Genomic DNA, 21420 nt, shown 5'->3' with positions numbered 1-21420 from the left:
AACATGGCAACCATCAAAGACGTCGCGGCACTCGCGGGTATTTCCTACACCACGGTGTCCCATGTACTGAACAAGACCCGCCCGGTCAGCGAACAGGTGCGGCTGAAGGTCGAAGCGGCCATCGTCGAGCTCGACTACGTGCCCAGCGCCGTGGCGCGCTCGCTCAAGGCGCGCACCACGGCCACCATCGGGCTGCTGGTGCCCAACAGCGTCAACCCATATTTCGCCGAGCTGGCGCGCGGCATTGAAGATGCCTGCGAGCGCAACGGCTATTGCGTGATCCTTTGCAACTCCGATGACAACCCACAGAAGCAGCGCAGCTACCTGCGCGTGCTGCTGGAAAAGCGCATCGATGGCCTGGTAGTGGCTTCGGTGGGCGAGGACAGTGACCTGCTGCAGAGCCTGGCCTGCGTGCGTACACCGATGGTCATCGTCGACCGCGCGCTGGAAGGCGTCGACGCCGACCTGGTGCGCATCGACCACGAGCAGGGCGCGTACCTGGCCACCCAGCACCTGCTGGAGCTTGGCCACCGCGACATCGCCTATATCGGCGGCCCGGCCGCGACCGGCGTCAGCCAACTGCGCCTGGCCGGCTTCCACCGTGCCATGGCCGAGGCGCAGGTGGCCGTGCACGGTGCCCACATCCTGCAGTGCGATTTCACCAGCCCCGGTGGCCATGCGGCGGCCGCGCAACTGCTCGATGGCCAGCGGCCCACAGCGATTTTCGCCGGCAACGACATGATCGGTTTTGGCGTGCTGCGTGCTGCTGCCGAGCGCAATATCAGCGTGCCGGGCGAGCTGTCGGTGATCGGCTTCGACGACATCGAGCTCAGTCGCTATGTGTACCCACCGCTGACCACCGTCGGCCAGTCGATCCGTGAGCTCGGTGAAAGTGCAGCGGCGCTGCTGCTGTCGCGTATCGCCGCACCGCGGCGCGAAGGCGCAGAGCAACGCATCGTCGCCCCGCGCATTGTGCTGCGTGAGTCCACCGGGCCGCGCCCGGATCTGTTCAATGATTACCGCTAAGGAATGCCCATGAGTGCCAAGGTAGTGGTGGTCGGTAGCCTCAACATGGACCTGGTAGCCCGCGCCGAGCGGCTGCCACGTGCAGGCGAAACAGTGGCCGGCGAAAGCTTTTTCACCGTACCGGGCGGCAAGGGCGCCAATCAGGCGGTGGCCGCAGCCCGCCTGGGCGCGAGCGTGGCGATGGTCGGTAACGTCGGCGATGACGCCTACGGCCAGCAGTTGCGCCAGGCCCTGGAAGTAGAAGGCATCGACTGCCAGGCAGTCAGCGCGTGCCCGGGCGTCTCCAGTGGCGTGGCGCTGATTACCGTGGATGCCGCCAGCCAGAACTGCATCGTCATCATCCCCGGCGGCAACGGCCAGCTGACGCCGGCAAGCGTGCAGCGTTTCGACGCACTGCTGCAGGCTGCCGAGGTGATCATCTGCCAGCTCGAAGTGCCTGCCGACACGGTGGCCTGGGCCCTGGCCAGGGGGCGTGAGCTGGGCAAGACGGTGATGCTCAACCCGGCCCCGGCGACCGGCCCGTTGCCCGCCCAGTGGCTGGCCCATATTGATTACCTCATCCCCAACGAAAGCGAGGCCGAGGCACTGACCGGCGCGCCAGTGGACGACCTGGCCAGCGCCCGCCGTGCCGGCGAACGCCTGCTGCAGATGGGGGCCGGCAAGGTCATCGTCACCCTCGGCGCGCAGGGCGCGTTGTTCGTCAGCCGTGACGGCAGCCGGCACTTCCCTGCGCCGCAGGTCAAAGCGCTGGACACCACGGCAGCGGGCGACACTTTTGTCGGCGGTTTTGCAGCCGCGCTGGTGCGTGGCCTGGGGGAGGACGATGCGATCACCCTTGGCCAGCGCGCTGCGGCGCTGTCCGTCACTCGCGCCGGGGCGCAGCCCTCGATCCCGACCTTGGCGGAGCTGGCCCCATGAAAAAGACCGCGCTGCTCAATATTGCCCTGTCACGCACCATTGCCGGGCTGGGTCATGGCGACATCCTGGTGATCGGCGATGCCGGGTTGCCCGTGCCGCCTGGGGTCGAGCTGATCGACCTGGCCTTGACACCGGGCATTCCCGATTTCGCCAGCGTGCTGCGCGCCGTGCTCAGCGAGATGCAGGTGGAGCGCCATGTGCTGGCCGAAGAGATGCAGAAGGTCGTGCCGCCCGGCCTGGTCGAGATCGAGCGCCTGCGCGGCAAGCTCGGCAAGCGTGAGTGGCTGAGCCATGAGCAATTCAAGGGGTTGTCGCGCAGCGCCCGCGCCGTGGTGCGTACCGGCGAGTGCCAGCCCTACAGCAATATCGCCCTTATCGCCGGGGTGACCTTCTAGCTCCCACCGCGACCGCGCAGTTCTTCAGGCCTGCGCTTTACCTGTGCAAGTCACCGGCTTGCCCAAAGCCGACGCAATTCCAGGTGGGAGCCGGCTTGCCGGCGATGGGCCGCAAAGCGGCCCCAACCGTTTCACCACAAGGCAACAGGAGTGCCCCATGTTCAAACCCCTGCTACAAGGACTCGCCCTCATGGCCGCAGCTGCCACCACCACGCTCCAGGCCGCACCTCGCGACCTGATCATCGACACCGACCCCGGCGCCGACGATGTGGTCGCGCTGTTCCTGGCGATGGCTTCGCCGGACGAGCTCAACATTCGCGCCATCACCACCGTCGCTGGCAACGTGCGGCTCGACAAAACGTCGCGCAACGCCCGCCTGGCCCGCGAGTGGGCCGGCCGTGAAGACATCCCAGTGTATGCCGGGGCAGGGCGCCCGTTGCTGCGCGCGCCGATCTACGCTGCCCAGGTGCATGGCGAAGAGGGCCTGACCGGTGTCCCGGTGCATGAACCGAAACAGCGCCTGGCCCCAGGCAATGCCGTGCAGTATTTGGTCGACACCCTCGGCGCTGCCGAACCCCACAGCATCACCGTGGCCATGCTCGGCCCGCAGACCAATCTGGCCCTGGCACTGATTCAGCGCCCGGACATCGCCAAAGGCATCAAGGAAGTGGTGGTAATGGGCGGCGCCCATTTCAACGGCGGCAACATCACCCCGGTGGCAGAATTCAACCTCTACGCCGACCCGCACGCCGCCGAGGTGGTACTGGCCAGCGGCGTGCCACTGACCTACCTGCCACTGGACGTCACCCACAAGCTGCTCACCAGCGACGCCCGACTCAAGCAGTTGGCAGCCGTGAACAACCCGGCCAGCAAGCGTGTGGTAGACATCCTCAATGCGTACATCAAGCACGACATGGACCTGTACGGCATGCCCGGCGGCCCGGTGCATGACGCCAGCGTCATTGCTTATCTGCTCAAGCCTGAGCTGTTCAGCGGGCGGCGCATCCACATGAGTGTCGACAGCCGCGAGGGCCCGAGCTTCGGCCAGACCGTCGCCGACTGGTACGGCGTGCTCAAGCAGCCGGCCAATGTAATGTGGGTGGGCGAGGGCGATGCCCAGGGCTTTTTCGACCTGCTCAGCGCGCGCCTGGCTCGATTGCCATAGCGGCGTGCGGTGCATAGCGCTCGAACACCTGGTCGATGAAGCTGCGCGCCGCCTCACTGCCCAGGTCGCGCACCAGCAGGTCCAGGGCGATCAATACCAGCTCTTCTGGCGTACTGGGGCTGTAGGCGCTCTGGCCCTCCGCCCATTTGACCTTGATGTCGGCGTCGATGCTGTGGTGGCTCATGAAAGGCTCTCGTTTGGGCCCGTAGCGGAGGGGCGAACACCTGACCCTGGCGTTCGCAGCAGGCACTGTGCCTGCACTTCTTAAAGTAAATCATCACTTTGCGTCAATGGCTCTTCGACTTAAGAATAAAAAGCCTGCCCAAGCAAACCAACTGCGTGGTGCAAAATCCGGTCACGATTGCCTTTCGCCACACGCGGTGAGTTCAGGCAGACTTGGGCGGTTTTGCAACGAATTCAGGGTGGAACTGTCGGAACAGACAGTTCCCATATCTATTTAGGAGGATTCATGTTCCGTACCCGTGCTTCCCTGGCAACCTTGCTGGTCGCTGCGGTGCTGGCTGGTTGCAGCACTGGTGGCAACTCTGACGGCGGCAGCGCCCCGGCTGCACCTGCAGGCAACGACGGGCGCTGCGAGGCCAGCGGCGCCGATTTCGCCATTGGCAAGCAAGGCAGTGCCGACCTGCTTGAACAGGCGCGCAAGGCCAGTGGTTCGCAGATGGCGCGTATCCTCAAGCCGCATGACGTGGTGACCCTGGAGTACCGCTCCGAGCGTCTGAACCTGAATGTGGACGAGCAGGGCAAGGTGACCCGCGTCAACTGCGGTTGATGCACCCCCAAGGCCGCCCCTGCGCAGGCAGGTGTGCGTTGCCTTGGTAAAGCCCATAAAAAAACCCGCCACAAGGGCGGGTTTTTTTACAGCTATCCGAATTACTCCGGACGAACCTGCGCAGCCTGCATACCCTTCTGGCCTTTTTCGGCAACGAAGGAAACAGTCTGGCCTTCTTTCAGGCTCTTGAAGCCGTCGGATTCGATGGCTTTGAAGTGAACGAACAGGTCGTCGCCGCCGCCTGCTGGGGTGATGAAGCCGTAGCCTTTCTCATCATTGAACCATTTGACGGTGCCTTGTTGGCGATTGGACATGGGTGAATCTCCAGAACATTTAATTTTCAGTGGTGCAATGTGGCCGAGGCTACGGAGCACGGACACCATAATAGTCTAATTCTGCGCCTGTAGCGTCTTTTACCTTCGCAGGATGCTGATCCAGGGCAAATAAAGCCCGGAAAGCCCTCCGCGCATGGCTCATTTCGGCTTGCAGGCCGCTTGCACGATGGTCTGTGCCTTCTGCATCAGCTTGGCGTCAACGCCGTCCTTACTGTCCAGGTCTTCGATCTCCTTATCGGTGAAATTTTCTTTGATGGCTTGCGCGCCGCACGAGCAATGCTTCTCTGCAGTTGCAGCGTCGACACCTTGGCTTTGCGCCACCTGCTTGCATTGCGTCATGTAGGCACCCTCCTTGCCGGCAGGGAAGTTGCCAGCGTTGGCTGCCATGGGCAGCAGCAGGGCGCCAGCGGCCGCCAGGGCCAGAAGAGACGGAACTCGCATAACCAGACACTCCTTGGGTTAAGGTCTCATCAAGAGTAGGTTGCTTCCCAAAGTCTGATTGGAAATTTTCCGTGTAAGTTCACCGCTACCGCGTAAATTCCAAATATTTCTGCGCTGCCATGCAACCCCCGTGCTAGCATGCCCGGCTTGCAGCTACACACGTGCAGCGTGCAGCTATCTTTTACTTTCCAGTCACTCAGGTCCCCCTGGCAAGCCGAAAGGCTTCTGCCACTGTGAGGCAGGCTTCCTTCAAGGAAGGCAGGTCGGATCTTGTACTGGCTCATCCCAACCCACGTGACCTTTGGTAGGGGTCACCACTAGGAGAGGAGGCGCCATGCCCACTATTACTCTTCCCGATGGCAGTCAACGCGCGTTTGATCACGCGGTATCCGTAGCCGATGTCGCCGCTTCGATCGGTGCCGGCCTGGCCAAGGCCACCGTGGCCGGCAAAGTCGACGGCAAGCTGGTCGATGCCTGCGAACTGATCACCCACGACGCCACCCTGCAGATCATCACCCCTAAAGATGAAGAGGGACTGGAGATCATCCGTCACTCGTGCGCCCACCTGGTCGGCCACGCGGTGAAACAGCTGTACCCGACCGCCAAGATGGTCATCGGCCCGGTCATCGACGAAGGCTTCTATTACGACATCGCCTACGAGCGCCCCTTCACCCCTGAAGACCTGGCCGCCATCGAAAAGCGCATGCAGCAGCTGATCGAAAAAGATTACGACGTCATCAAGAAGATGACCCCGCGTGCCGAAGTCATCGACGTGTTCAAGGCCCGTGGCGAAGACTACAAGCTGCGCCTGGTCGAAGACATGCCAGACGAGCAGGCCATGGGCCTGTACTACCACGAAGAATACGTCGACATGTGCCGCGGCCCGCACGTGCCCAATACCCGCTTCCTCAAGGCATTCAAGCTGACCAAGCTGTCTGGCGCCTACTGGCGTGGCGATGCCAGGAACGAGCAACTGCAGCGTGTGTACGGTACCGCCTGGGCTGACAAGAAGCAGCTGGCTGCCTACATCCAGCGCATCGAAGAAGCGGAAAAACGCGACCACCGCAAGATCGGCAAGCAGCTGGACCTGTTCCACCTGCAGGAAGAAGCGCCGGGCATGGTGTTCTGGCACGCCAACGGCTGGACCGTCTATCAGGTGCTCGAGCAGTACATGCGCCAGGTGCAGCGCGAAAACGGCTACTCGGAAATCAAGACCCCGCAGGTCGTCGACCGCATCCTCTGGGAGCGTTCCGGCCACTGGTCCAACTACGCCGAGAACATGTTCACCACGTCGTCGGAAAGCCGTGATTACGCGGTAAAACCGATGAACTGCCCGTGCCACGTGCAGGTGTTCAACCAGGGCCTGAAGTCGTACCGCGACCTGCCGCTGCGCCTGGCCGAGTTCGGTGCCTGCCACCGGAACGAACCGTCCGGCGCGCTGCATGGCATTATGCGCGTGCGTGGCTTCGTGCAGGACGACGCGCACATCTTCTGCACCGAAGACCAGGTGAAGCAAGAAGCCGCCGACTTCATCAAGCTGACCCTGGACGTGTACAAGGACTTCGGTTTCACCGACGTCGCCATGAAGCTCTCCACCCGTCCCGCCAAGCGCGTGGGCTCCGAAGAGCTTTGGGACCGTGCCGAAGGTGCACTGGCCGACGCGCTGAACGAATCCGGCCTGGAATGGGAATACCAGCCAGGTGAAGGTGCCTTCTACGGCCCGAAAATCGAATTCACCCTGCGCGACTGCCTGGGCCGTAACTGGCAGTGTGGTACCCTGCAGTACGACCCGAACCTGCCAGAGCGCCTGGATGCCAGCTACATCGCCGAAGATAACGCGCGCAAGCGCCCGGTGATGCTGCACCGCGCCATCCTCGGCTCGTTCGAGCGCTTCATCGGCATGCTCATCGAGCATTATGCCGGCGTGTTCCCGGCGTGGCTGGCACCGACCCAGGCCGTGATCATGAACATCACCGACAAACAGGCGGATTTCGCCCTTCAGGTTGAGAAATCTCTGAACGGTAGCGGTTTCCGTGCCAAGTCGGACTTGAGAAATGAGAAGATCGGCTTTAAAATCCGCGAGCATACTTTGCTCAAGGTCCCGTACCTTTTGGTTATAGGGGACCGCGAAGTCGAAACGCAAACCGTCGCTGTGCGTACTCGCGAAGGTGCAGACCTGGGCTCCATGCCCGTCGCCCAGTTCGTTGAGCTTCTGACACATGCGGTTTCCCGGCGTGGTCGCCAAGAATCGGAGTAATGACTATTAAGCGTGAAATGAGAAACGATAAACGTGCTGCACCGAAGGCCCCGATCAACGAGAATATCTCGGCCCGCGAGGTTCGGTTAATTGGCGCAGACGGCGAGCAGGTTGGCATCGTCTCGATTGATGAAGCGCTGCGTATCGCTGATGAAGCGAAGCTGGACCTGGTTGAAATCTCTGCAGACGCGGTACCGCCTGTCTGCAAGGTCATGGACTACGGCAAGCACCTCTTCGAAAAGAAGAAGCAGGCTAACGAAGCCAAGAAAAACCAGAAACAGATCCAGATCAAAGAAATCAAGTTTCGTCCAGGGACGGAGGATGGGGATTACCAGGTAAAACTACGCAACCTGGTACGTTTCCTTACCGATGGGGACAAGGCCAAGATCTCTCTGAGATTCCGTGGTCGTGAGATGGCCCACCAGGAGCTGGGTATGGAGCTGTTGAAGCGGGTTGAAGCTGACCTCGCCGAATACGGCACCGTCGAACAGCATCCGAAGATGGAAGGACGCCAACTTATGATGGTCATCGCCCCCAAGAAAAAGAAGTAATCTCCCGGGCACGGCAGGCCTGATGATTATGTGTAATTTTATCGAATGCGGAGTTCCAACATGCCAAAAATGAAAACCAAGAGCGGTGCTGCAAAGCGCTTCCTGAAGACCGCTACCGGCTTCAAGCACAAGCACGCTTTCAAGAGCCACATCCTGACCAAAATGTCGACCAAGCGTAAGCGTCAACTGCGTGGTAGCAGCTTGCTGCACCCGTCTGACGTCGCGAAAGTCGCGCGCATGCTGCGCGTTCGTTAATTCTGGTCAAAGATAGAGGAAGTTACTCATGGCTCGTGTAAAGCGCGGCGTTATCGCTCGTAAGCGTCACAAAAAAATTCTGAAACTGGCTAAAGGTTACTACGGTGCACGCTCGCGCGTATTCCGCGTAGCCAAGCAGGCAGTCATCAAGGCAGGCCAATACGCCTACCGCGACCGTCGCCAGAAGAAGCGTCAGTTCCGCGCACTGTGGATCGCTCGTATCAACGCCGGTGCCCGCACCAACGGTCTGTCTTACAGCCGTCTGATTGCTGGCCTGAAAAAGGCGTCGATCGAAATCGACCGTAAGGTTCTGGCTGACCTGGCAGTGAACGAAAAAGCGGCGTTTGCTGCAATTGTCGAGAAAGCTAAAGCCGTTCTGGCTTAAGTACCCACGACAATCATCCGGCAGCGCTCTGTGCTGTCGGGTGTAAAACGTCATCGATAGGGGAAGAGCCTTCAAAGCTCTTCCCCTATTTTCGTATCTGGAGTCTGTACATGGAAAACCTGGACGCGCTGGTCTCCCAAGCCCTTGAGGCCGTGGAGCGCGCTGAAGACATCAATGCCCTGGAACAGATCCGGGTTCAGTATCTGGGCAAGAAAGGCGAACTGACCCAGGTGATGAAGACCCTGGGCAACCTGCCAGCCGAAGAGCGCCCGAAAGTCGGCGCGCTGATCAATGACGCCAAAGAGCGCGTCACCGAAGTGCTCAACGCACGCAAGGCAGCCTTTGAAGAAGCCGAGCTCAGCGCTCGCTTGGCCGCCGAATGCATTGATGTGACCCTGCCAGGCCGTGGCCAGGCCACCGGTGGCCTGCACCCGATCACCCGTACCCTCGAACGCATCGAGCAGTTCTTCACCCACATCGGCTACGGCATCGCCGAAGGGCCCGAGGTCGAAGACGACTACCACAACTTCGAAGCGCTCAACATCCCTGGCCACCACCCGGCCCGGGCGATGCACGACACCTTCTACTTCAATGCCAACATGCTGCTGCGCACCCACACCTCGCCGGTGCAGGTGCGGACCATGGAGTCCACCCAGCCCCCCATCCGCATTGTGTGCCCGGGCCGCGTTTACCGCTGCGACTCGGATATCACCCACTCGCCGATGTTCCACCAGGTCGAAGGCCTGCTGATCGATCGCGACATCAACTTTGCCGACCTCAAGGGCACCATCGAAGAGTTCCTGCGTGTGTTCTTCGAAAAAGAACTGGCCGTGCGCTTCCGCCCGTCGTTCTTCCCCTTCACCGAGCCGTCCGCCGAAGTCGACATCCAGTGCGTCATGTGTTCCGGCAAAGGCTGCCGCGTGTGCAAGCAAACCGGCTGGCTGGAAGTGCTGGGCTGCGGCATGGTGCACCCGAACGTGCTGCGCATGTCCGGCATCGACCCTGAAGAATTCCAGGGCTTCGCTTTCGGCATGGGTGCCGAGCGCCTGGCCATGCTGCGCTACGGCGTCAACGATTTGCGTCTGTTCTTCGACAACGACCTGCGGTTCTTAGCCCAATTCCGCTAGGCCCAATCGACGCAACTTTCAGGAGAACAGCATGAAATTCAGTGAACAGTGGCTGCGCGGTTGGGTAAACCCGCAAGTCTCCCGTGATGAACTGGTCGCCCGCCTGTCCATGGCCGGCCTTGAAGTCGACAGCGTAACCCCCGCTGCCGGCCAGTTCAGCGGCATCGTCGTGGGCGAAATCCTCGCCACCGAACAACACCCGGACGCCGACAAACTGCGCGTCTGCCAGGTCAGCAACGGCCAGGAAACCTTCCAGGTCGTCTGCGGCGCCCCTAACGCGCGCGCCGGCATCAAGATCCCGTTCGCTATGATCGGTGCCGAACTGCCGGGCGACTTCAAGATCAAGAAGGCCAAGCTGCGCGGCGTCGAATCCTTCGGCATGCTGTGCTCGGCAGCAGAGCTGCAGATCAGCGAAGAAAACGACGGCCTGCTCGAACTGGCTGGCGACGCCCCGGTAGGCGAAGACATTCGCCAGTACTTGAACCTGGACGACGCCAGCATCGAGATCGGCCTGACCCCCAACCGCGGTGACTGCCTGTCGCTGGCCGGCCTGGCCCGCGACGTCAGCGCCCTGTACAACGTACCGGTTACCCGCCCTGTGGTGCCGGCCGTACCGGCTGCCCACGACGAAGTGCGCCCGGTCGAGGTCAGTGCCCCAGCCGTGTGCCCACGCTACCTGGGCCGCGTCATTCGCAACGTCGACCTCAGCAAGCCCACCCCGCTGTGGATGGTTGAGCGCCTGCGCCGCAGCGACGTGCGCAGCATCGACGCCGCTGTCGACATCACCAACTACGTGATGCTCGAACTCGGCCAGCCGATGCACGCCTTCGACCTCGCCGAAATCAATGGCGGCATCCGCGTACGCATGGCCGAAGAGGGCGAGAAGCTCGTGCTGCTCGACGGCCAGGAAGTCGCCCTGCGCGCCGACACCCTGGTCATCGCCGACCATACCCGTGCCCTGGCCATTGCCGGCGTGATGGGTGGCGAGCACAGCGGCGTCAACACCGAAAAAACCCGCGACCTGTTCCTCGAAAGCGCCTTCTTCGAGCCGATCGCCGTTGCTGGCAAGGCCCGTTCATACGGCCTGCACACCGATGCCTCGCACCGCTACGAGCGCGGCGTCGACTCGCAACTGGCCCGCGAAGCCATGGAGCGCGCTACCGCGCTGGTGCTGGAGATTGTCGGCGGCGAAGCCGGCCCCATCATCGAAGCCGTCAGTGAACAGCACCTGCCGCAGGTCGCCCCGGTGACCCTGCGCGCCGAACGCATTACCCAGATGCTCGGCATGGAGTTGCAGGCCGCCCAGGTCGAGCAGATGCTCAACGCCCTGGAGCTGACCACCACGGCCAGCGGGGCAGGGGAGTGGACCGTCAAGGTGCCAAGCCACCGCTTCGACATCAGCCTGGAAGTTGACCTGATCGAAGAGCTGGCCCGCCTGTACGGCTACAACAGCCTGCCAGTGCGTTACCCGCAAGCGCGCCTGGCGCCCAAGGCCAACCCGGAAACCCGCGGTGAGTTGCCCAACCTGCGCCGCCTGCTGGTCGCCCGCGGCTACCAGGAAGCCATCACCTACAGCTTCATCGACCCGAAGCTGTTCGAGCTGTTCACCCCTGGTGTAGAGCCACTGCTGCTGGCCAACCCTATCTCCAGCGACATGGCCGCCATGCGCGCATCGCTGTGGCCTGGCCTGGTCAAAGCCATGCAGCACAACCTCAACCGCCAGCAAGACCGCGTGCGCCTGTTCGAGAGCGGCCTGCGCTTCGTCGGCCAGCTGGGTGACCTGAAGCAGCAGCCGATGATCGCCGGCGTCGTCACCGGCAGCCGCCTGCCAGAAGGCTGGGCCAACGGCCGTGACAGCATCGACTTCTTCGATGTAAAGGCAGACGTCGAAGCCTTGCTGGGCTACTCGGGCGCCCTGAGCGACTTCACCTTCGCCGCCGGCAAACACCCCGCCCTGCACCCAGGCCAGACCGCTGTCATCCAGCGCGACGGCAAGGAAGTCGGTTACCTCGGCGCCCTGCACCCGGAAGTCGCCAAGGCCCTGGGCCTGGACCGCCCGGTGTTCGTCTTCGAGCTGGTATTGGGTGATGTAGTCGAAGGCCGCCTGCCGAAATTCAGCGAACTCTCCAAGTTCCCGGAAACCCGTCGCGACCTGGCCCTGATCGCCGGCCGTGACGTCGCCGCCAGCGCCGTGCTTGAAGTAATTCGTGACAATGCAGGCGAATGGCTTACAGACCTCAGGCTGTTTGACGTCTACCAGGGTAAAGGTATTGATCCTGATAGAAAAAGCCTGGCCGTCGGCTTGACCTGGCAGCATCCATCGCGCACTCTTAACGACGATGAGGTGAACACTACCCTGCACAATATCCTCACCTCGCTTGAACAAAGGTTGAACACCACGTTAAGGAAATAACGGCATGGGTGCTCTGACGAAAGCTGAGATGGCCGAAAGGCTGTACGAGGAGCTGGGGCTTAACAAGCGTGAGGCCAAGGAGTTGGTCGAGCTGTTTTTTGAAGAAATTCGGCACGCACTTGAAGAGAACGAGCAGGTCAAGTTGTCCGGTTTCGGCAACTTCGACCTTCGCGACAAACGCCAGCGGCCGGGCCGCAACCCCAAAACAGGGGAAGAGATCCCGATCACTGCACGGCGCGTCGTCACCTTTCGTCCAGGGCAGAAGTTGAAGGCCCGGGTTGAGGCCTATGCTGGAACCAAGCCATAACGACGAACTGCCCCCCATACCGGGCAAACGCTACTTCACCATTGGTGAAGTCAGCGAGTTGTGTGCCGTAAAGCCACACGTGCTGCGGTATTGGGAGCAGGAGTTCCCTCAGCTCAACCCTGTGAAGCGGCGGGGCAACCGGCGGTATTACCAGCGCCAAGACGTGCTGATGATCCGCCAGATCCGCGCGCTGCTGTATGACCAGGGGTTCACCATTGGCGGGGCGCGGTTGCGGCTCTCCAGTGATGAGGTGAAGGATGAGTCAAGCCAGTACAAGCAGCTGATTCGGCAGATGATTGTCGAGTTGGAGGATGTGCTGGTGGTGTTGAAGAAGTGAGTTTGAGCCGATGAATGGAAATTTTTGAAAAAAAGCTTCCATTTATCAAAAGGTTAGGGTAGATTCTTCATCGTTCTCAGAGGTTATGAGAATGTAGTCGGGGCGTAGCGCAGCCCGGTAGCGCACTTGCATGGGGTGCAAGGGGTCGAGTGTTCGAATCACTCCGTCCCGACCAAAAAACTCCAAAGAATCCAGTCACTTAGCGGTGACTGGATTTTTTTATGGGTCACGATTTTTTCAGAGCGCATTTTTACCCCCACTTTTCTCCCCACCGAATTCAGCGGCCTCAAGCTCATGGTGTTAGGGGCGACGACAGGGAGCATCGACCCTAACGACCGTCGTCATCGGTGAAATCGGCGAAAAGCGGACGTTCATATTAGGCCCATGGGTTTTGAGCGGGCAGTTCTCTCAACCGGCATTCCCCACATTCAGCCAGGCTGACTCAGCAAGCAGCTGTTTGTAGAGGTCTGGGCTTTGCTTGACTCGGCCGGAGAGCCAAGCCCGGCAGTAACTATCCGCCGATCCTATAATTAGCGAGGGTATGAGCTCGCGCGGCAGATCCCTCAACTCACGTCGATGAACTGGGTCGCTAAACCAATCTTTGATCTGCGCGTTCCTGATGCGATTGGCTTCTTTGAGCTGATCACCGAAGGCACTTTGCGCGACGGCGTAGCGCGCTTGGTATTGAAAACGCGCCCAGTCTGGCTGGCCGACTACCCAATCTACATAGCTGAAGACCAGCGCGAACACCCATTCCCGGGTTGAAACCGCACCTTTCATGTAGCTGTCTCGCAGGTGCGCCTGGTCGTCCAGCGCCGCCATGTAGAGGGCTGCGATCACGCCTTCCTTGTTGCCAAAATGGTGATAGATCGACCCCACACTCGTCTCGCTATCGGCTCGGATGATGTCGATGGTGGTCGCGTCGATTCCGTGCTCATTGAACAGCCGTAGTGCACAGCGAAGAATTTGCCGTTTGGACTCGGCACGTCGCCCGGGGTAACAGCGCTCGAGGAGATCAGCAGGTTCCATTCTTGATTCCGGCCCAAAAAACGCGATGGTAAGTGAAACCGGCAGCGCATACGAGCTGTTGACGGGTTGGATTAAACAGAATACTGTTCTAGAACATAATTCTAATCTGTCATTCGCTAAATCAGAGGTCCCCGTAAATGAGCCAGACTCTCAGCATGTACCAAAACGTTGGCGCTTCCGCTTTCAGCAATATCGCCTGCCAAATGGCCCCCTACTTCAGCACCATTACCCCGGAAATCTCTTTGCTGACTCCCGGTCGCGCTGAAGTGAACGTCCCTTTCCGCAAAGAAATCACTAACCACCTCGCCTCTGTTCATGCCATCGCACTGTGTAACGCTGCTGAGCTTGCCGGCGGGATGATGACCGAGGTATCTATTCCTAGCGGCGCTCGTTGGATTCCGAAAGGCATGACTGTCGAGTATCTAGCTAAAGCCAAGACCGCCGTTCACGCGGTCGCCGATGGTAGCGAAATTGATTGGGAATCTTCGGGTGACAAAATCGTCCCGGTCGAAATTTTCGACGAAGCTGGGGTGAAAGTCTTCACGGCTCGCATCACCATGAATGTGAAGCTTGGCTAAGTAATTAGTATCGCGAGCGGTTAATTCATGTTTTCAACGTGCAGCGATACACTGTGAATCCACGGCCGATCGAGTTACAGATAGACCGCGCCCAATGAGTTCCTTTGCGCTGTAACCCGCTGAAGTTGTCAAGGTTTGGGGTTGGCTTCGCCTGAGCATGCAGGTGGGGAACCTTGCTCAGCGGGCGCGGATACTACGTTCAATCAATTAAGGGGTTACGCCCATTGCCATCTCTTGCAGCGCTGATCCAAAGGCTGAATCGAGCGCCTAACACCTAGGAAGTCGGACAGCCGCTTGAGATACGCCATCAAATGTCCTGCGGAGTTCCGCCCCGAGTTTCGCATTTGAGGAATGCCCAATCGATCAGCGTCTCAATCGATGGGCCGAGCGCGAGACCAAGCTCGGTCAAGGCATACTCCACCTTCGGTGGGACCTGCGCAAAGACCTTGCGGGTGACGATTCCGTCCTTTTCCAGTTCCTTGAGCTGCTGAATCAGCATCTTCTGGTTCACCCCCACAACCCGCTTCTCAAGCTCTGAAAAGCGAATCGGCTCCTTGGCTGCGAAGAGCTGGACAATGATCACAATCTTCCACTTTCCTTCAAGCACTCGCAGGGTTTCGCTCGTCGCGGCCGCCCAGAAGAGTTGCTGATTAGGATCTCCGCTTCGCCAGTCTCGCTTCATCTAACTTACCTTTTGGTTAGTAACGCACAAAATAGTGTGTACTTGCTGTTAAGAATGTTAGTGGATACGCTCTTTTCTACGCAAACATTTGCTGGAAAAGGGGGGGGACCGACGATTCCGCTGGTTCTATGAGTCGGCCCCGCCATGCTGATCAAAGAAGGATAAAGACGATGAAAGCTGTTCGATGGACCTCCGACGAGAGGCCGGGCCTTAAGCTGCACGATGAAGCCATGCCAAATCCTGGTCCGCACGAGGTTGTGGTCAGGGTTCATGCGGCATCCTTGAACTTCCGCGACCAAGCGATTCTCGATGGTGCATATGGCGGTCCGACAAAGCCTAATGGCGTTCCCCTTTCGGACGGAGCCGGTGAAGTGATCGCGGTCGGTCGCGACGTCAAACGCACAAAGGTCGGCGACCGTGTGTCAGCATCATGCTGCCAGCACTGGATCGGCGGACCCACGCGTCCGGAATACCATGCGGACAGCCTGGGCATGACGACTGACGGATGGCTGGCCGAAACTATTCTGCTGCACGAGAACGCCGTCGTTCATCTGCCGGACTACATGACCTATATTGAGGCCGCCTCTCTTCCTTGCGCTGCCGTTACGGCTTGGTCGGGGCTGAACCTATCATCGCCGCTCCAGCCTGGCGAGACAGTGCTGATTCAGGGCACTGGCGGGGTAGCGCTGTTCTCGCTGCAGGTGGCGAAGATGTTCGGCGCGAAGGTGCTCGCCATCACCTCATCGGAGGAAAAGGCGGAACGGCTTCGGGCGCTGGGCGCCGCTGCAGTCGTCAATTATCGGTCCCATCCCGACTGGGACAAGAAAATTCTGGCTCTCACAGACGGGCGTGGGGTCGACAAGACCATCGATATCGCGGGCGAGAAGACGATCGTGCAGTCGGCGGCCGCTACCCGGAACGGCGGCGACATCTCGCTCGTCGGCTTCACCAGCGGTTTCGGTGGCGGGCTGCCGCCAATCGACATTCTCGGCAAGTCGCTTCGCGTCGCCGGCACGTCTATCGGGTCGCGGGCAACCTTCGAGGCGCTGTTGCGAGCCATGGCCTTGCACGAGATGCACCCGGTTGTGGACCAGGTTTTTCCATTCGCGGATTACGAGGCCGCTTATCGGCGGCTCAAAAGCGGCAATCACGTTGGCAAGGTCGTGATCGATGTTGCGCGATGATATGACCGCTGGCATTCGCCGAAGCGCCGTACACAGCAGCGCTTCGGCTGGCAGGAGCCTCGCACGATGATCCCATTGTCGATTCTGGAACTCGGACGCCTTCGGCAAGGATCCGACCGCCGCACAGCGCTCGATAACGCCCGCACACTTGGCCAGCATGCAGAGCGCTTGGGTTTGCGCCGCATCTGGGTGGCCGAGCATCACAACTCGCCAGCAGTCAGCACGGCTGCGACCTCGGTCGTTGTGTCTCACATCGCGGCTGCTACGACGACGATCCGCGTGGGTGCTGGCGGCGTGATGCTTCCCAACCACGCCCCTTACGTTATCGCAGACCTCGCGGGCACTCCGGCGCGATCCCGGCAACGCGGAGATGCCCTCAGCGAGCGCGTGCGCTCAGTTGAAATTCAGCCCAAGCAGTAACCTGATATAGGGAATACACAATGTACGCGGAAATTACGCAATTCATCAAAATGCTAGACACCCTTTCCCGTCTCTTGGACAAGGCACAACGACACGCTGAGGAAAATGGCTTTGAGGCGGAAGTTCTTTTGAACGCCCGTCTCGCGCCAGATATGCTGCCACTCTCGAGCCAAGTCCAGATGGTGTGCGGTACGGCCATGCTCGCCAGCTCAGTTCTGACTGGCAAATCGGCTCCGGTCTCCGATAACGCTGAGAGCACTGTCCAAGACCTCAAAGCGCTGATTGAAAAAACGATCACCTATGTCAGTTCGATGAAAGAAAGCGACTTTTTGGGTTGGGAAGATCGCATTGTCGCTCCTCCCGGTTGGTCCGGCGCTTTTCTTGGCAAGGACTATTTCCACCAGCACGCAGTCCCTAACTTCTACTTTCACATGGTGACGGCCTATGCAATCCTCCGACACGAAGGCGTTCGGATCGGAAAGATGGACTACATCGGAAAATTACCTTTCCTCATTTAACAACCGATCGCGGCTCGTTACATGATTGCTCTAAACGCTGGGAAGGCCCTGGCTCATTCCAGCTCGCGTTCAAATCGGTCGCTGACAGAGGCTTAACTCCCAGTTCCATTTTGCTGACTGCGAGAGTTGGCCGCATGCATCGAGTCTGCCTGATAGCTTTTTTGTTGAACTTGATGAGTGCTGTCATCTTCTCGGTGGCAACGATGCGGTCGTAGGTTGGACAGAGAGCCGCCGTGTCGGCATCCGGCAGATGCCAGGGATGTGCCCGCGTTGTTGCCGCGGATGGCAGTATCGCGCCTGCGCAACCTCCGATTCCGTCGGTTGTCAGGTGGGCATAAGGTAGGCACTCGCATAGGCCGTAGGGTCAGGCAGCAACAGATTTCGTGACGTGCACTCTCCAAGGATCGTTAGCACGAGCAAGTGCAGCCATCGGTGGCGGGCTCACGCTGTTACCGCACATGTGCACCTGCTCGGTCTTAGTGAACGGCTTGCCGTCGGCGCCCCTGTCGATGATGTAGCTAGGCGGGAAGCCTTGGGCCCGGTAGAGCTCGTGTGGCTGCAGCATGCGCAGACAGATATCGACGATGACGTACGGGGTGCCCTTCACGAAGACGGTGACCAGGCTTTTAGCGGTTCGTGGGCTGACTGGGCCAATTCGCCCGACCAGTTCGCAATCGGCACGATGAAGGGCTGTGGGTTGTCCAGCACGAACTTCTTCATGCCCTTGGCCACACGGCGGAGCGTTGCGGCAGCCAAGTCTTTCTTCCGGCCGAAGATACTCTTGCTTGGCACGCTCCAATCAATGCACTCGGCAGCGGTGCGCCACTTCTGTTGGCCCTTGGCTGGGTGTTTGGCGTGGGTCGGATCCGGCCACACGATGGGCTGCCCGTCGCAGCGGGCGATCATGAACAGGCGTTCCCGGCTGGTCGGTGCGCCGAAGTACCTCACCTTTCGGATCAGGTGATAGGCCAGACCACCTTTCCAAAAAGGTGGACCACGCAGCTTGAGACCGCAGCCCCGGCACACGGCCTGAGTATCAGTGCAGTTATGCATTTGATGATCCTCAGGACCGCATCGGCCAGGAGCCAGCCGCGGGTGACCAAACCCACCGTGAAAGGTGGCCTGGCGCCTACCAATGCGGTCGATGTGAAGGGAAGGGAGGTGTGGTGTTGCAGAAGGACTACTAAAGGGGGCCGGCGGTGGAGTCTTAGTCCGAGCCGCCGGCAAAAAGAATTACTACTCTACGGTGCAAATCCAGCGGTGGTTTTGTCGGTATGGCGCTCTGGTAAATGCAACGTCTGTTACTAGAGTCATGCCGCGCTCTTGAAGGGCTTCGGCAAGTTGAGCGAGTGTCTCTGCTTCGATAGTCATTGCTGTTACCTCGTCAGATTTACTGCGTTCATAATTCCTGACCCAGCAGGCAACTAGGAGATTCAATTTTTTGACTGCTTCAGAGCTGCACGGGCGCGTGATCTAGATTCGGCGCCCCGTTTCCGCGTCAGCTTGATGACGTAACGCGAGAACTGCGTTACGAGTTCGTTCTGCTCAAAAAAATAACGCGCAGGCAGCCGAAAACTTTGCCTCAGCTAGTCGGGTCTTGCCCCAACACCTTGCTCAACGCCACACGCGCATCTTCAAGCTGCACCAGCGAAGCATGCCTTGCACCCAGTGCGTCGCCGTTCTGGATAGCCGTGAGAATCGCTTTGTGCCGGGGCAGGGCGAGTTGGTCGAAGTTTGGCCGCTGGTTGGAATAGCGCACCGATTCGCGCAGGGCCATCGACAACATGTTGCACAGGTAGGCCAGCAGGTCGTTGTGGGTGGCGTCGGCGATGCGGGCGTGGAAGTCCAGGTCGGGTTGCAGGCGCTCTTCATGGGTGCGCGCTGCTTCCATGCGCTGGTAGGCCTCGCCGATCGACGCGACATCCTCGGGGGTGGCGTTGGTGGCGGCCAGCGCGGCGGCGGCCGGTTCGATGACCCAGCGCACGCTGGACAGGGTATTGAAAAAGTCTTTTTGAGGGGTGGCCTGCATCAGCCAGTGCAGCACGTCGGGGTCGAGCATGTGCCAGTCATGGCGGGGCCGCACCAGCGTGCCGACTCGCGGACGCGCTTCGACCAGGCCCTTGGCGGTCAGGGCGCGCATCGCTTCGCGGAACACCGGCCGGCTGATCGCGTAGCTTTCGCACAGGCTGGCCTCGGAGGGCAGCTTTTGCCCGGGTGCGAGTTGGCCGGATACGATTTGCAGGCCGAGGTCCTGGACCAGGGTGGCGTGCATGCTTTTGCGCGTGGTGGGCTGGCGGTAGTTCATGGGGGGCGCGGGAGGTCCTTCGAGCGGGGTGGGCATCATAGCATTAGTGGTCGATGGGCGGCCTGTGGGGCGGGGCTGGGCGGGGTGATTTGTCAGCGGGAAGTGTTGCGGTGAAGGGCGCGGGCTTCGCCCTCAAGCGGTACACCGCCGCTACTGCGCGGCGGTGTTGCGGGTTGGTCAGTGCGAATGCTTGGGCACCGCAGCGCCACGGCAGCCAACCAGGAAGTCGAAATCGCAACCTTCGTCAGCCTGCATCACATGGTCCAGATAGAGCTTCGCATAACCACCACTGATCAGCTGGGGTGGTGCTTGCAGGTCGGCCAGGCGGCCAGCCAGTTCTTCGGCGCTGATGTCCAGGTGCAGCCGGCCTTCCTTGCAGTCCAGCTCGATCCAGTCACCTTCGCGCACGGCTGCCAAGGGGCCGCCCGCGGCAGCCTCGGGTGCCACGTGCAGCACCACGGTACCGTAGGCAGTACCACTCATGCGGGCGTCGGAAATGCGCACCATGTCGGTCACGCCCTGGGCCAGCAGCTTGGCCGGCAGGCCCATGTTGCCCACCTCGGCCATGCCCGGGTAGCCCTTGGGCCCGCAGTACTTCATCACCAGCACCGAATTGGCGTCCACATCCAACTCGGGGTCGTTGATGCGTGCTTTGTAGTCCTCGAAGTTCTCGAACACCACGGCGCGGCCGCGGTGCTGCATCAACGCCGGGGTGGCCGCTGAGGGCTTGAGCACCGCGCCTTTGGGCGCCAGGTTGCCGCGCAGGATGCAGATGCCGCCATCGGCCACCAGTGGTTTATCGAGCGGGCGGATGACTTCTTCGTCATACAGCGGCGCGGCCAGGCAGTTGTCCCACAGGCTTTTGCCGTTGGCGGTCAGTGCGGTGGGGTTGGGCAGCAGGCCGTGCTCGCCCAGGCGGCGAATGACTGCGGGCAGGCCGCCGGCGTAGTAGAACTCTTCCATCAGGAAGCGGCCCGAGGGCTGCAAGTCGACCAAGGTCGGTGTGCCGCGGCCGACGCGGGTCCAGTCTTCCAGTTGCAGGTCGACGCCAATGCGCCCGGCAATGGCCTTGAGGTGGATCACGGCGTTGGTCGAACCACCGATGGCGGCGTTGACGCGGATGGCGTTCTCGAAGGCTTCGCGGGTGAGGATCTTCGACAGGCGCAAGTCTTCGCGGACCATGTCGACAATGCGCATGCCCGACAGGTGGGCCAGTACATAGCGGCGGGCATCCACCGCGGGGATGGCGGCGTTGTGCGGCAGCGAGGTGCCCAGCGCTTCGGCCATGCAGGCCATGGTCGACGCGGTGCCCATGGTGTTGCAGGTGCCCGCCGAGCGCGACATGCCGGCTTCGGCGGAGAGGAATTCGTTGAGGTCGATCTGGCCGGCCTTATAGGCCTCGTGCATCTGCCAGACGATGGTGCCGGCGCCAATGTCCTTGCCTTTGTGCTTGCCGTTGAGCATCGGCCCACCGGTGACCACGATCGCTGGCACATCGCAGCTGGCGGCGCCCATCAGCAGTGCCGGGGTGGTCTTGTCGCAGCCGGTCAGTAGCACCACGGCGTCCACCGGGTTGCCACGGATCGCTTCTTCCACATCCATGCTCGCCAGGTTGCGCGTCAGCATGGCGGTGGGGCGCAGGTTGGACTCGCCGCTGGAAAACACCGGGAACTCCACCGGGAAGCCACCCGCCTCCAGCACGCCTTTTTTGACGTGCTCGGCAATCTTGCGGAAGTGGGCGTTGCACGGGGTCAGCTCCGACCAGGTGTTGCAGATGCCGATGATCGGCTTGCCCTGGAATTCGTGGTCCGGGATGCCTTGGTTCTTCATCCAGCTGCGGTACATGAAGCCATTTTTGTCGGCGGTACCAAACCATTGGGCGGAGCGTAGGGGGCGGTTGTTGTCAGACATAAGCGGAACACCTAATTAGTATTACTATTTGTCGTTGTGGTGCTGACTCTACCGGCTGAAAAGGCATCTGTGAAGGGTTGTTGTTTTAAAT

24 protein-coding genes, 1 tRNA gene and 1 pseudogene are annotated in these 21420 nt (G+C 60.6%); 18 read left to right on the top strand and 8 right to left on the bottom strand.

Going from position 1 to position 21420, the window contains the following annotated elements; all coding sequences use genetic code 11:
* Positions 1-3 precede the first annotated feature (3 nt).
* The 4 genes from ACIPZH_RS02015 to ACIPZH_RS02000 all read left to right on the top strand — a co-directional run bounded on the left by ACIPZH_RS02015 (position 4) and on the right by ACIPZH_RS02000 (position 3504).
* Positions 4-1026 (top strand): LacI family DNA-binding transcriptional regulator, encoded by a 1023-nt coding sequence (locus ACIPZH_RS02015; protein WP_267822782.1) that lies wholly within the window; start codon positions 4-6, stop codon positions 1024-1026.
* 9 nt (positions 1027-1035) lie between these two features.
* Positions 1036-1944, top strand: a complete 909-nt coding sequence (gene rbsK / locus ACIPZH_RS02010; RefSeq protein WP_400634873.1) for a ribokinase — start codon at positions 1036-1038, stop codon at positions 1942-1944.
* Positions 1941-2339 (top strand): D-ribose pyranase, encoded by a 399-nt coding sequence (gene rbsD / locus ACIPZH_RS02005; protein ID WP_241806487.1) that lies wholly within the window; start codon positions 1941-1943, stop codon positions 2337-2339. The genes rbsK and rbsD overlap by 4 nt, the downstream gene beginning before the upstream one ends.
* Positions 2340-2496: 157 nt before the next feature.
* Entirely contained in the window at positions 2497-3504 is a 1008-nt protein-coding gene (locus tag ACIPZH_RS02000) for a nucleoside hydrolase (protein ID WP_400634871.1), read from the top strand.
* Here ACIPZH_RS02000 and ACIPZH_RS01995 read toward each other — a convergent pair.
* Complete coding sequence (locus tag ACIPZH_RS01995) at positions 3476-3688, bottom strand: hypothetical protein (protein WP_241806485.1); 213 nt, start codon at positions 3686-3688, stop codon at positions 3476-3478. The genes ACIPZH_RS02000 and ACIPZH_RS01995 overlap by 29 nt on opposite strands.
* A gap of 285 nt (positions 3689-3973) precedes the next feature.
* Between ACIPZH_RS01995 and ACIPZH_RS01990 the strand changes: the two genes are divergently transcribed.
* Positions 3974-4294 (top strand): I78 family peptidase inhibitor, encoded by a 321-nt coding sequence (locus ACIPZH_RS01990; RefSeq protein WP_267822791.1) that lies wholly within the window; start codon positions 3974-3976, stop codon positions 4292-4294.
* Between the two features lie 101 nt (positions 4295-4395).
* On the opposite strand, the gene ACIPZH_RS01985 is transcribed toward ACIPZH_RS01990, so the two are convergent.
* Both ACIPZH_RS01985 and ACIPZH_RS01980 read right to left on the bottom strand, forming a co-directional pair.
* Positions 4396-4608, bottom strand: coding sequence for a cold-shock protein (locus ACIPZH_RS01985; RefSeq protein ID WP_012313861.1), 213 nt, complete (start codon positions 4606-4608; stop codon positions 4396-4398).
* 159 nt (positions 4609-4767) lie between these two features.
* Positions 4768-5070: a hypothetical protein gene (locus ACIPZH_RS01980; RefSeq protein ID WP_400634869.1), complete on the bottom strand. Its 303-nt coding sequence runs from the start codon at positions 5068-5070 to the stop codon at positions 4768-4770.
* Positions 5071-5404: 334 nt separating this feature from the next.
* Here ACIPZH_RS01980 and thrS point away from each other — a divergent pair, with 334 nt between their 5' ends.
* From thrS to ACIPZH_RS01935, 9 genes are all read left to right on the top strand, one after another.
* A complete protein-coding gene (thrS, locus tag ACIPZH_RS01975; protein WP_400634867.1) occupies positions 5405-7327 on the top strand; it encodes a threonine--tRNA ligase in 1923 nt (640 codons plus the stop codon).
* Entirely contained in the window at positions 7327-7878 is a 552-nt protein-coding gene (gene infC, locus ACIPZH_RS01970; RefSeq protein ID WP_012313864.1) for a translation initiation factor IF-3, read from the top strand. The genes thrS and infC overlap by 1 nt, the downstream gene beginning before the upstream one ends.
* 60 nt (positions 7879-7938) lie before the next feature.
* A complete protein-coding gene (rpmI, locus tag ACIPZH_RS01965; RefSeq protein ID WP_012313865.1) occupies positions 7939-8133 on the top strand; it encodes a 50S ribosomal protein L35 in 195 nt (64 codons plus the stop codon).
* 28 nt (positions 8134-8161) lie between these two features.
* Positions 8162-8518, top strand: a complete 357-nt coding sequence (gene rplT, locus ACIPZH_RS01960; RefSeq protein WP_003250671.1) for a 50S ribosomal protein L20 — start codon at positions 8162-8164, stop codon at positions 8516-8518.
* A gap of 110 nt (positions 8519-8628) precedes the next feature.
* Positions 8629-9645, top strand: a complete 1017-nt coding sequence (gene pheS / locus ACIPZH_RS01955) for a phenylalanine--tRNA ligase subunit alpha (RefSeq protein WP_012313866.1) — start codon at positions 8629-8631, stop codon at positions 9643-9645.
* Positions 9646-9676: 31 nt separating this feature from the next.
* Positions 9677-12058 carry a phenylalanine--tRNA ligase subunit beta gene (gene pheT, locus ACIPZH_RS01950; RefSeq protein ID WP_349974440.1) on the top strand — a complete coding sequence of 794 codons (2382 nt, stop codon included), beginning with the start codon at positions 9677-9679 and terminating at the stop codon, positions 12056-12058.
* Positions 12059-12062: 4 nt separating this feature from the next.
* Positions 12063-12365, top strand: a complete 303-nt coding sequence (ihfA, locus tag ACIPZH_RS01945) for an integration host factor subunit alpha (RefSeq protein WP_003250679.1) — start codon at positions 12063-12065, stop codon at positions 12363-12365.
* Positions 12346-12702, top strand: coding sequence for a MerR family transcriptional regulator (locus ACIPZH_RS01940; RefSeq protein WP_008100384.1), 357 nt, complete (start codon positions 12346-12348; stop codon positions 12700-12702). Before ihfA ends, ACIPZH_RS01940 begins: the two co-directional genes overlap by 20 nt.
* Before the next feature lie 98 nt (positions 12703-12800).
* Positions 12801-12877: transfer RNA gene (locus tag ACIPZH_RS01935), tRNA-Pro, on the top strand.
* 233 nt (positions 12878-13110) lie between these two features.
* On the opposite strand, the gene ACIPZH_RS01930 is transcribed toward ACIPZH_RS01935, so the two are convergent.
* Entirely contained in the window at positions 13111-13731 is a 621-nt protein-coding gene (locus ACIPZH_RS01930; protein ID WP_267822801.1) for a TetR/AcrR family transcriptional regulator, read from the bottom strand.
* Between the two features lie 137 nt (positions 13732-13868).
* On the opposite strand from ACIPZH_RS01930, the gene ACIPZH_RS01925 reads away from it, so the two are divergent.
* Positions 13869-14309, top strand: a complete 441-nt coding sequence (locus tag ACIPZH_RS01925; protein ID WP_267822803.1) for a hotdog fold domain-containing protein — start codon at positions 13869-13871, stop codon at positions 14307-14309.
* Between the two features lie 307 nt (positions 14310-14616).
* Here the strand turns inward: ACIPZH_RS01925 and ACIPZH_RS01920 are convergent, their stop codons facing one another.
* Positions 14617-14991, bottom strand: coding sequence for a helix-turn-helix domain-containing protein (locus tag ACIPZH_RS01920; protein WP_267822805.1), 375 nt, complete (start codon positions 14989-14991; stop codon positions 14617-14619).
* A 170-nt stretch (positions 14992-15161) separates the two neighbouring features.
* On the opposite strand from ACIPZH_RS01920, the gene ACIPZH_RS01915 reads away from it, so the two are divergent.
* The 3 genes from ACIPZH_RS01915 (at position 15162) to ACIPZH_RS01905 (ending at position 17113) form a co-directional block, all read left to right on the top strand.
* Positions 15162-16175, top strand: coding sequence for an NAD(P)-dependent alcohol dehydrogenase (locus tag ACIPZH_RS01915; RefSeq protein ID WP_400634865.1), 1014 nt, complete (start codon positions 15162-15164; stop codon positions 16173-16175).
* Positions 16176-16241: 66 nt separating this feature from the next.
* The gene (locus ACIPZH_RS01910) at positions 16242-16595 is read left to right on the top strand and encodes an LLM class flavin-dependent oxidoreductase (protein ID WP_400634863.1); all 354 of its coding nucleotides are present in this window, start codon (positions 16242-16244) and stop codon (positions 16593-16595) included.
* Positions 16596-16615: 20 nt separating this feature from the next.
* Entirely contained in the window at positions 16616-17113 is a 498-nt protein-coding gene (locus ACIPZH_RS01905) for a DUF1993 family protein (protein WP_400634861.1), read from the top strand.
* 364 nt (positions 17114-17477) lie between these two features.
* Here ACIPZH_RS01905 and ACIPZH_RS01900 read toward each other — a convergent pair.
* The 3 genes and pseudogenes from ACIPZH_RS01900 to ACIPZH_RS01890 all read right to left on the bottom strand — a co-directional run.
* Positions 17478-18088 (bottom strand): annotated as a pseudogene (locus ACIPZH_RS01900) (DNA cytosine methyltransferase); the annotation flags it as partial.
* Between the two features lie 607 nt (positions 18089-18695).
* On the bottom strand, positions 18696-19418 hold the full coding sequence (locus ACIPZH_RS01895) for a FadR/GntR family transcriptional regulator (protein ID WP_241806475.1): 723 nt from the start codon (positions 19416-19418) through the stop codon (positions 18696-18698).
* Between the two features lie 177 nt (positions 19419-19595).
* Entirely contained in the window at positions 19596-21329 is a 1734-nt protein-coding gene (locus ACIPZH_RS01890) for an IlvD/Edd family dehydratase (RefSeq protein WP_241806474.1), read from the bottom strand.
* Between the last annotated feature and the right edge of the window lie 91 nt (positions 21330-21420).

It is taken from the genome of Pseudomonas sp. NPDC089758 (assembly GCF_044748705.1).
GTDB classification, from domain to species: Bacteria; Pseudomonadota; Gammaproteobacteria; order Pseudomonadales; family Pseudomonadaceae; genus Aquipseudomonas; species Aquipseudomonas putida_X.
The sequence above is the reverse complement of the archived record's forward strand: the minus strand, read 5'-3'. Positions and strand labels throughout refer to the sequence as shown.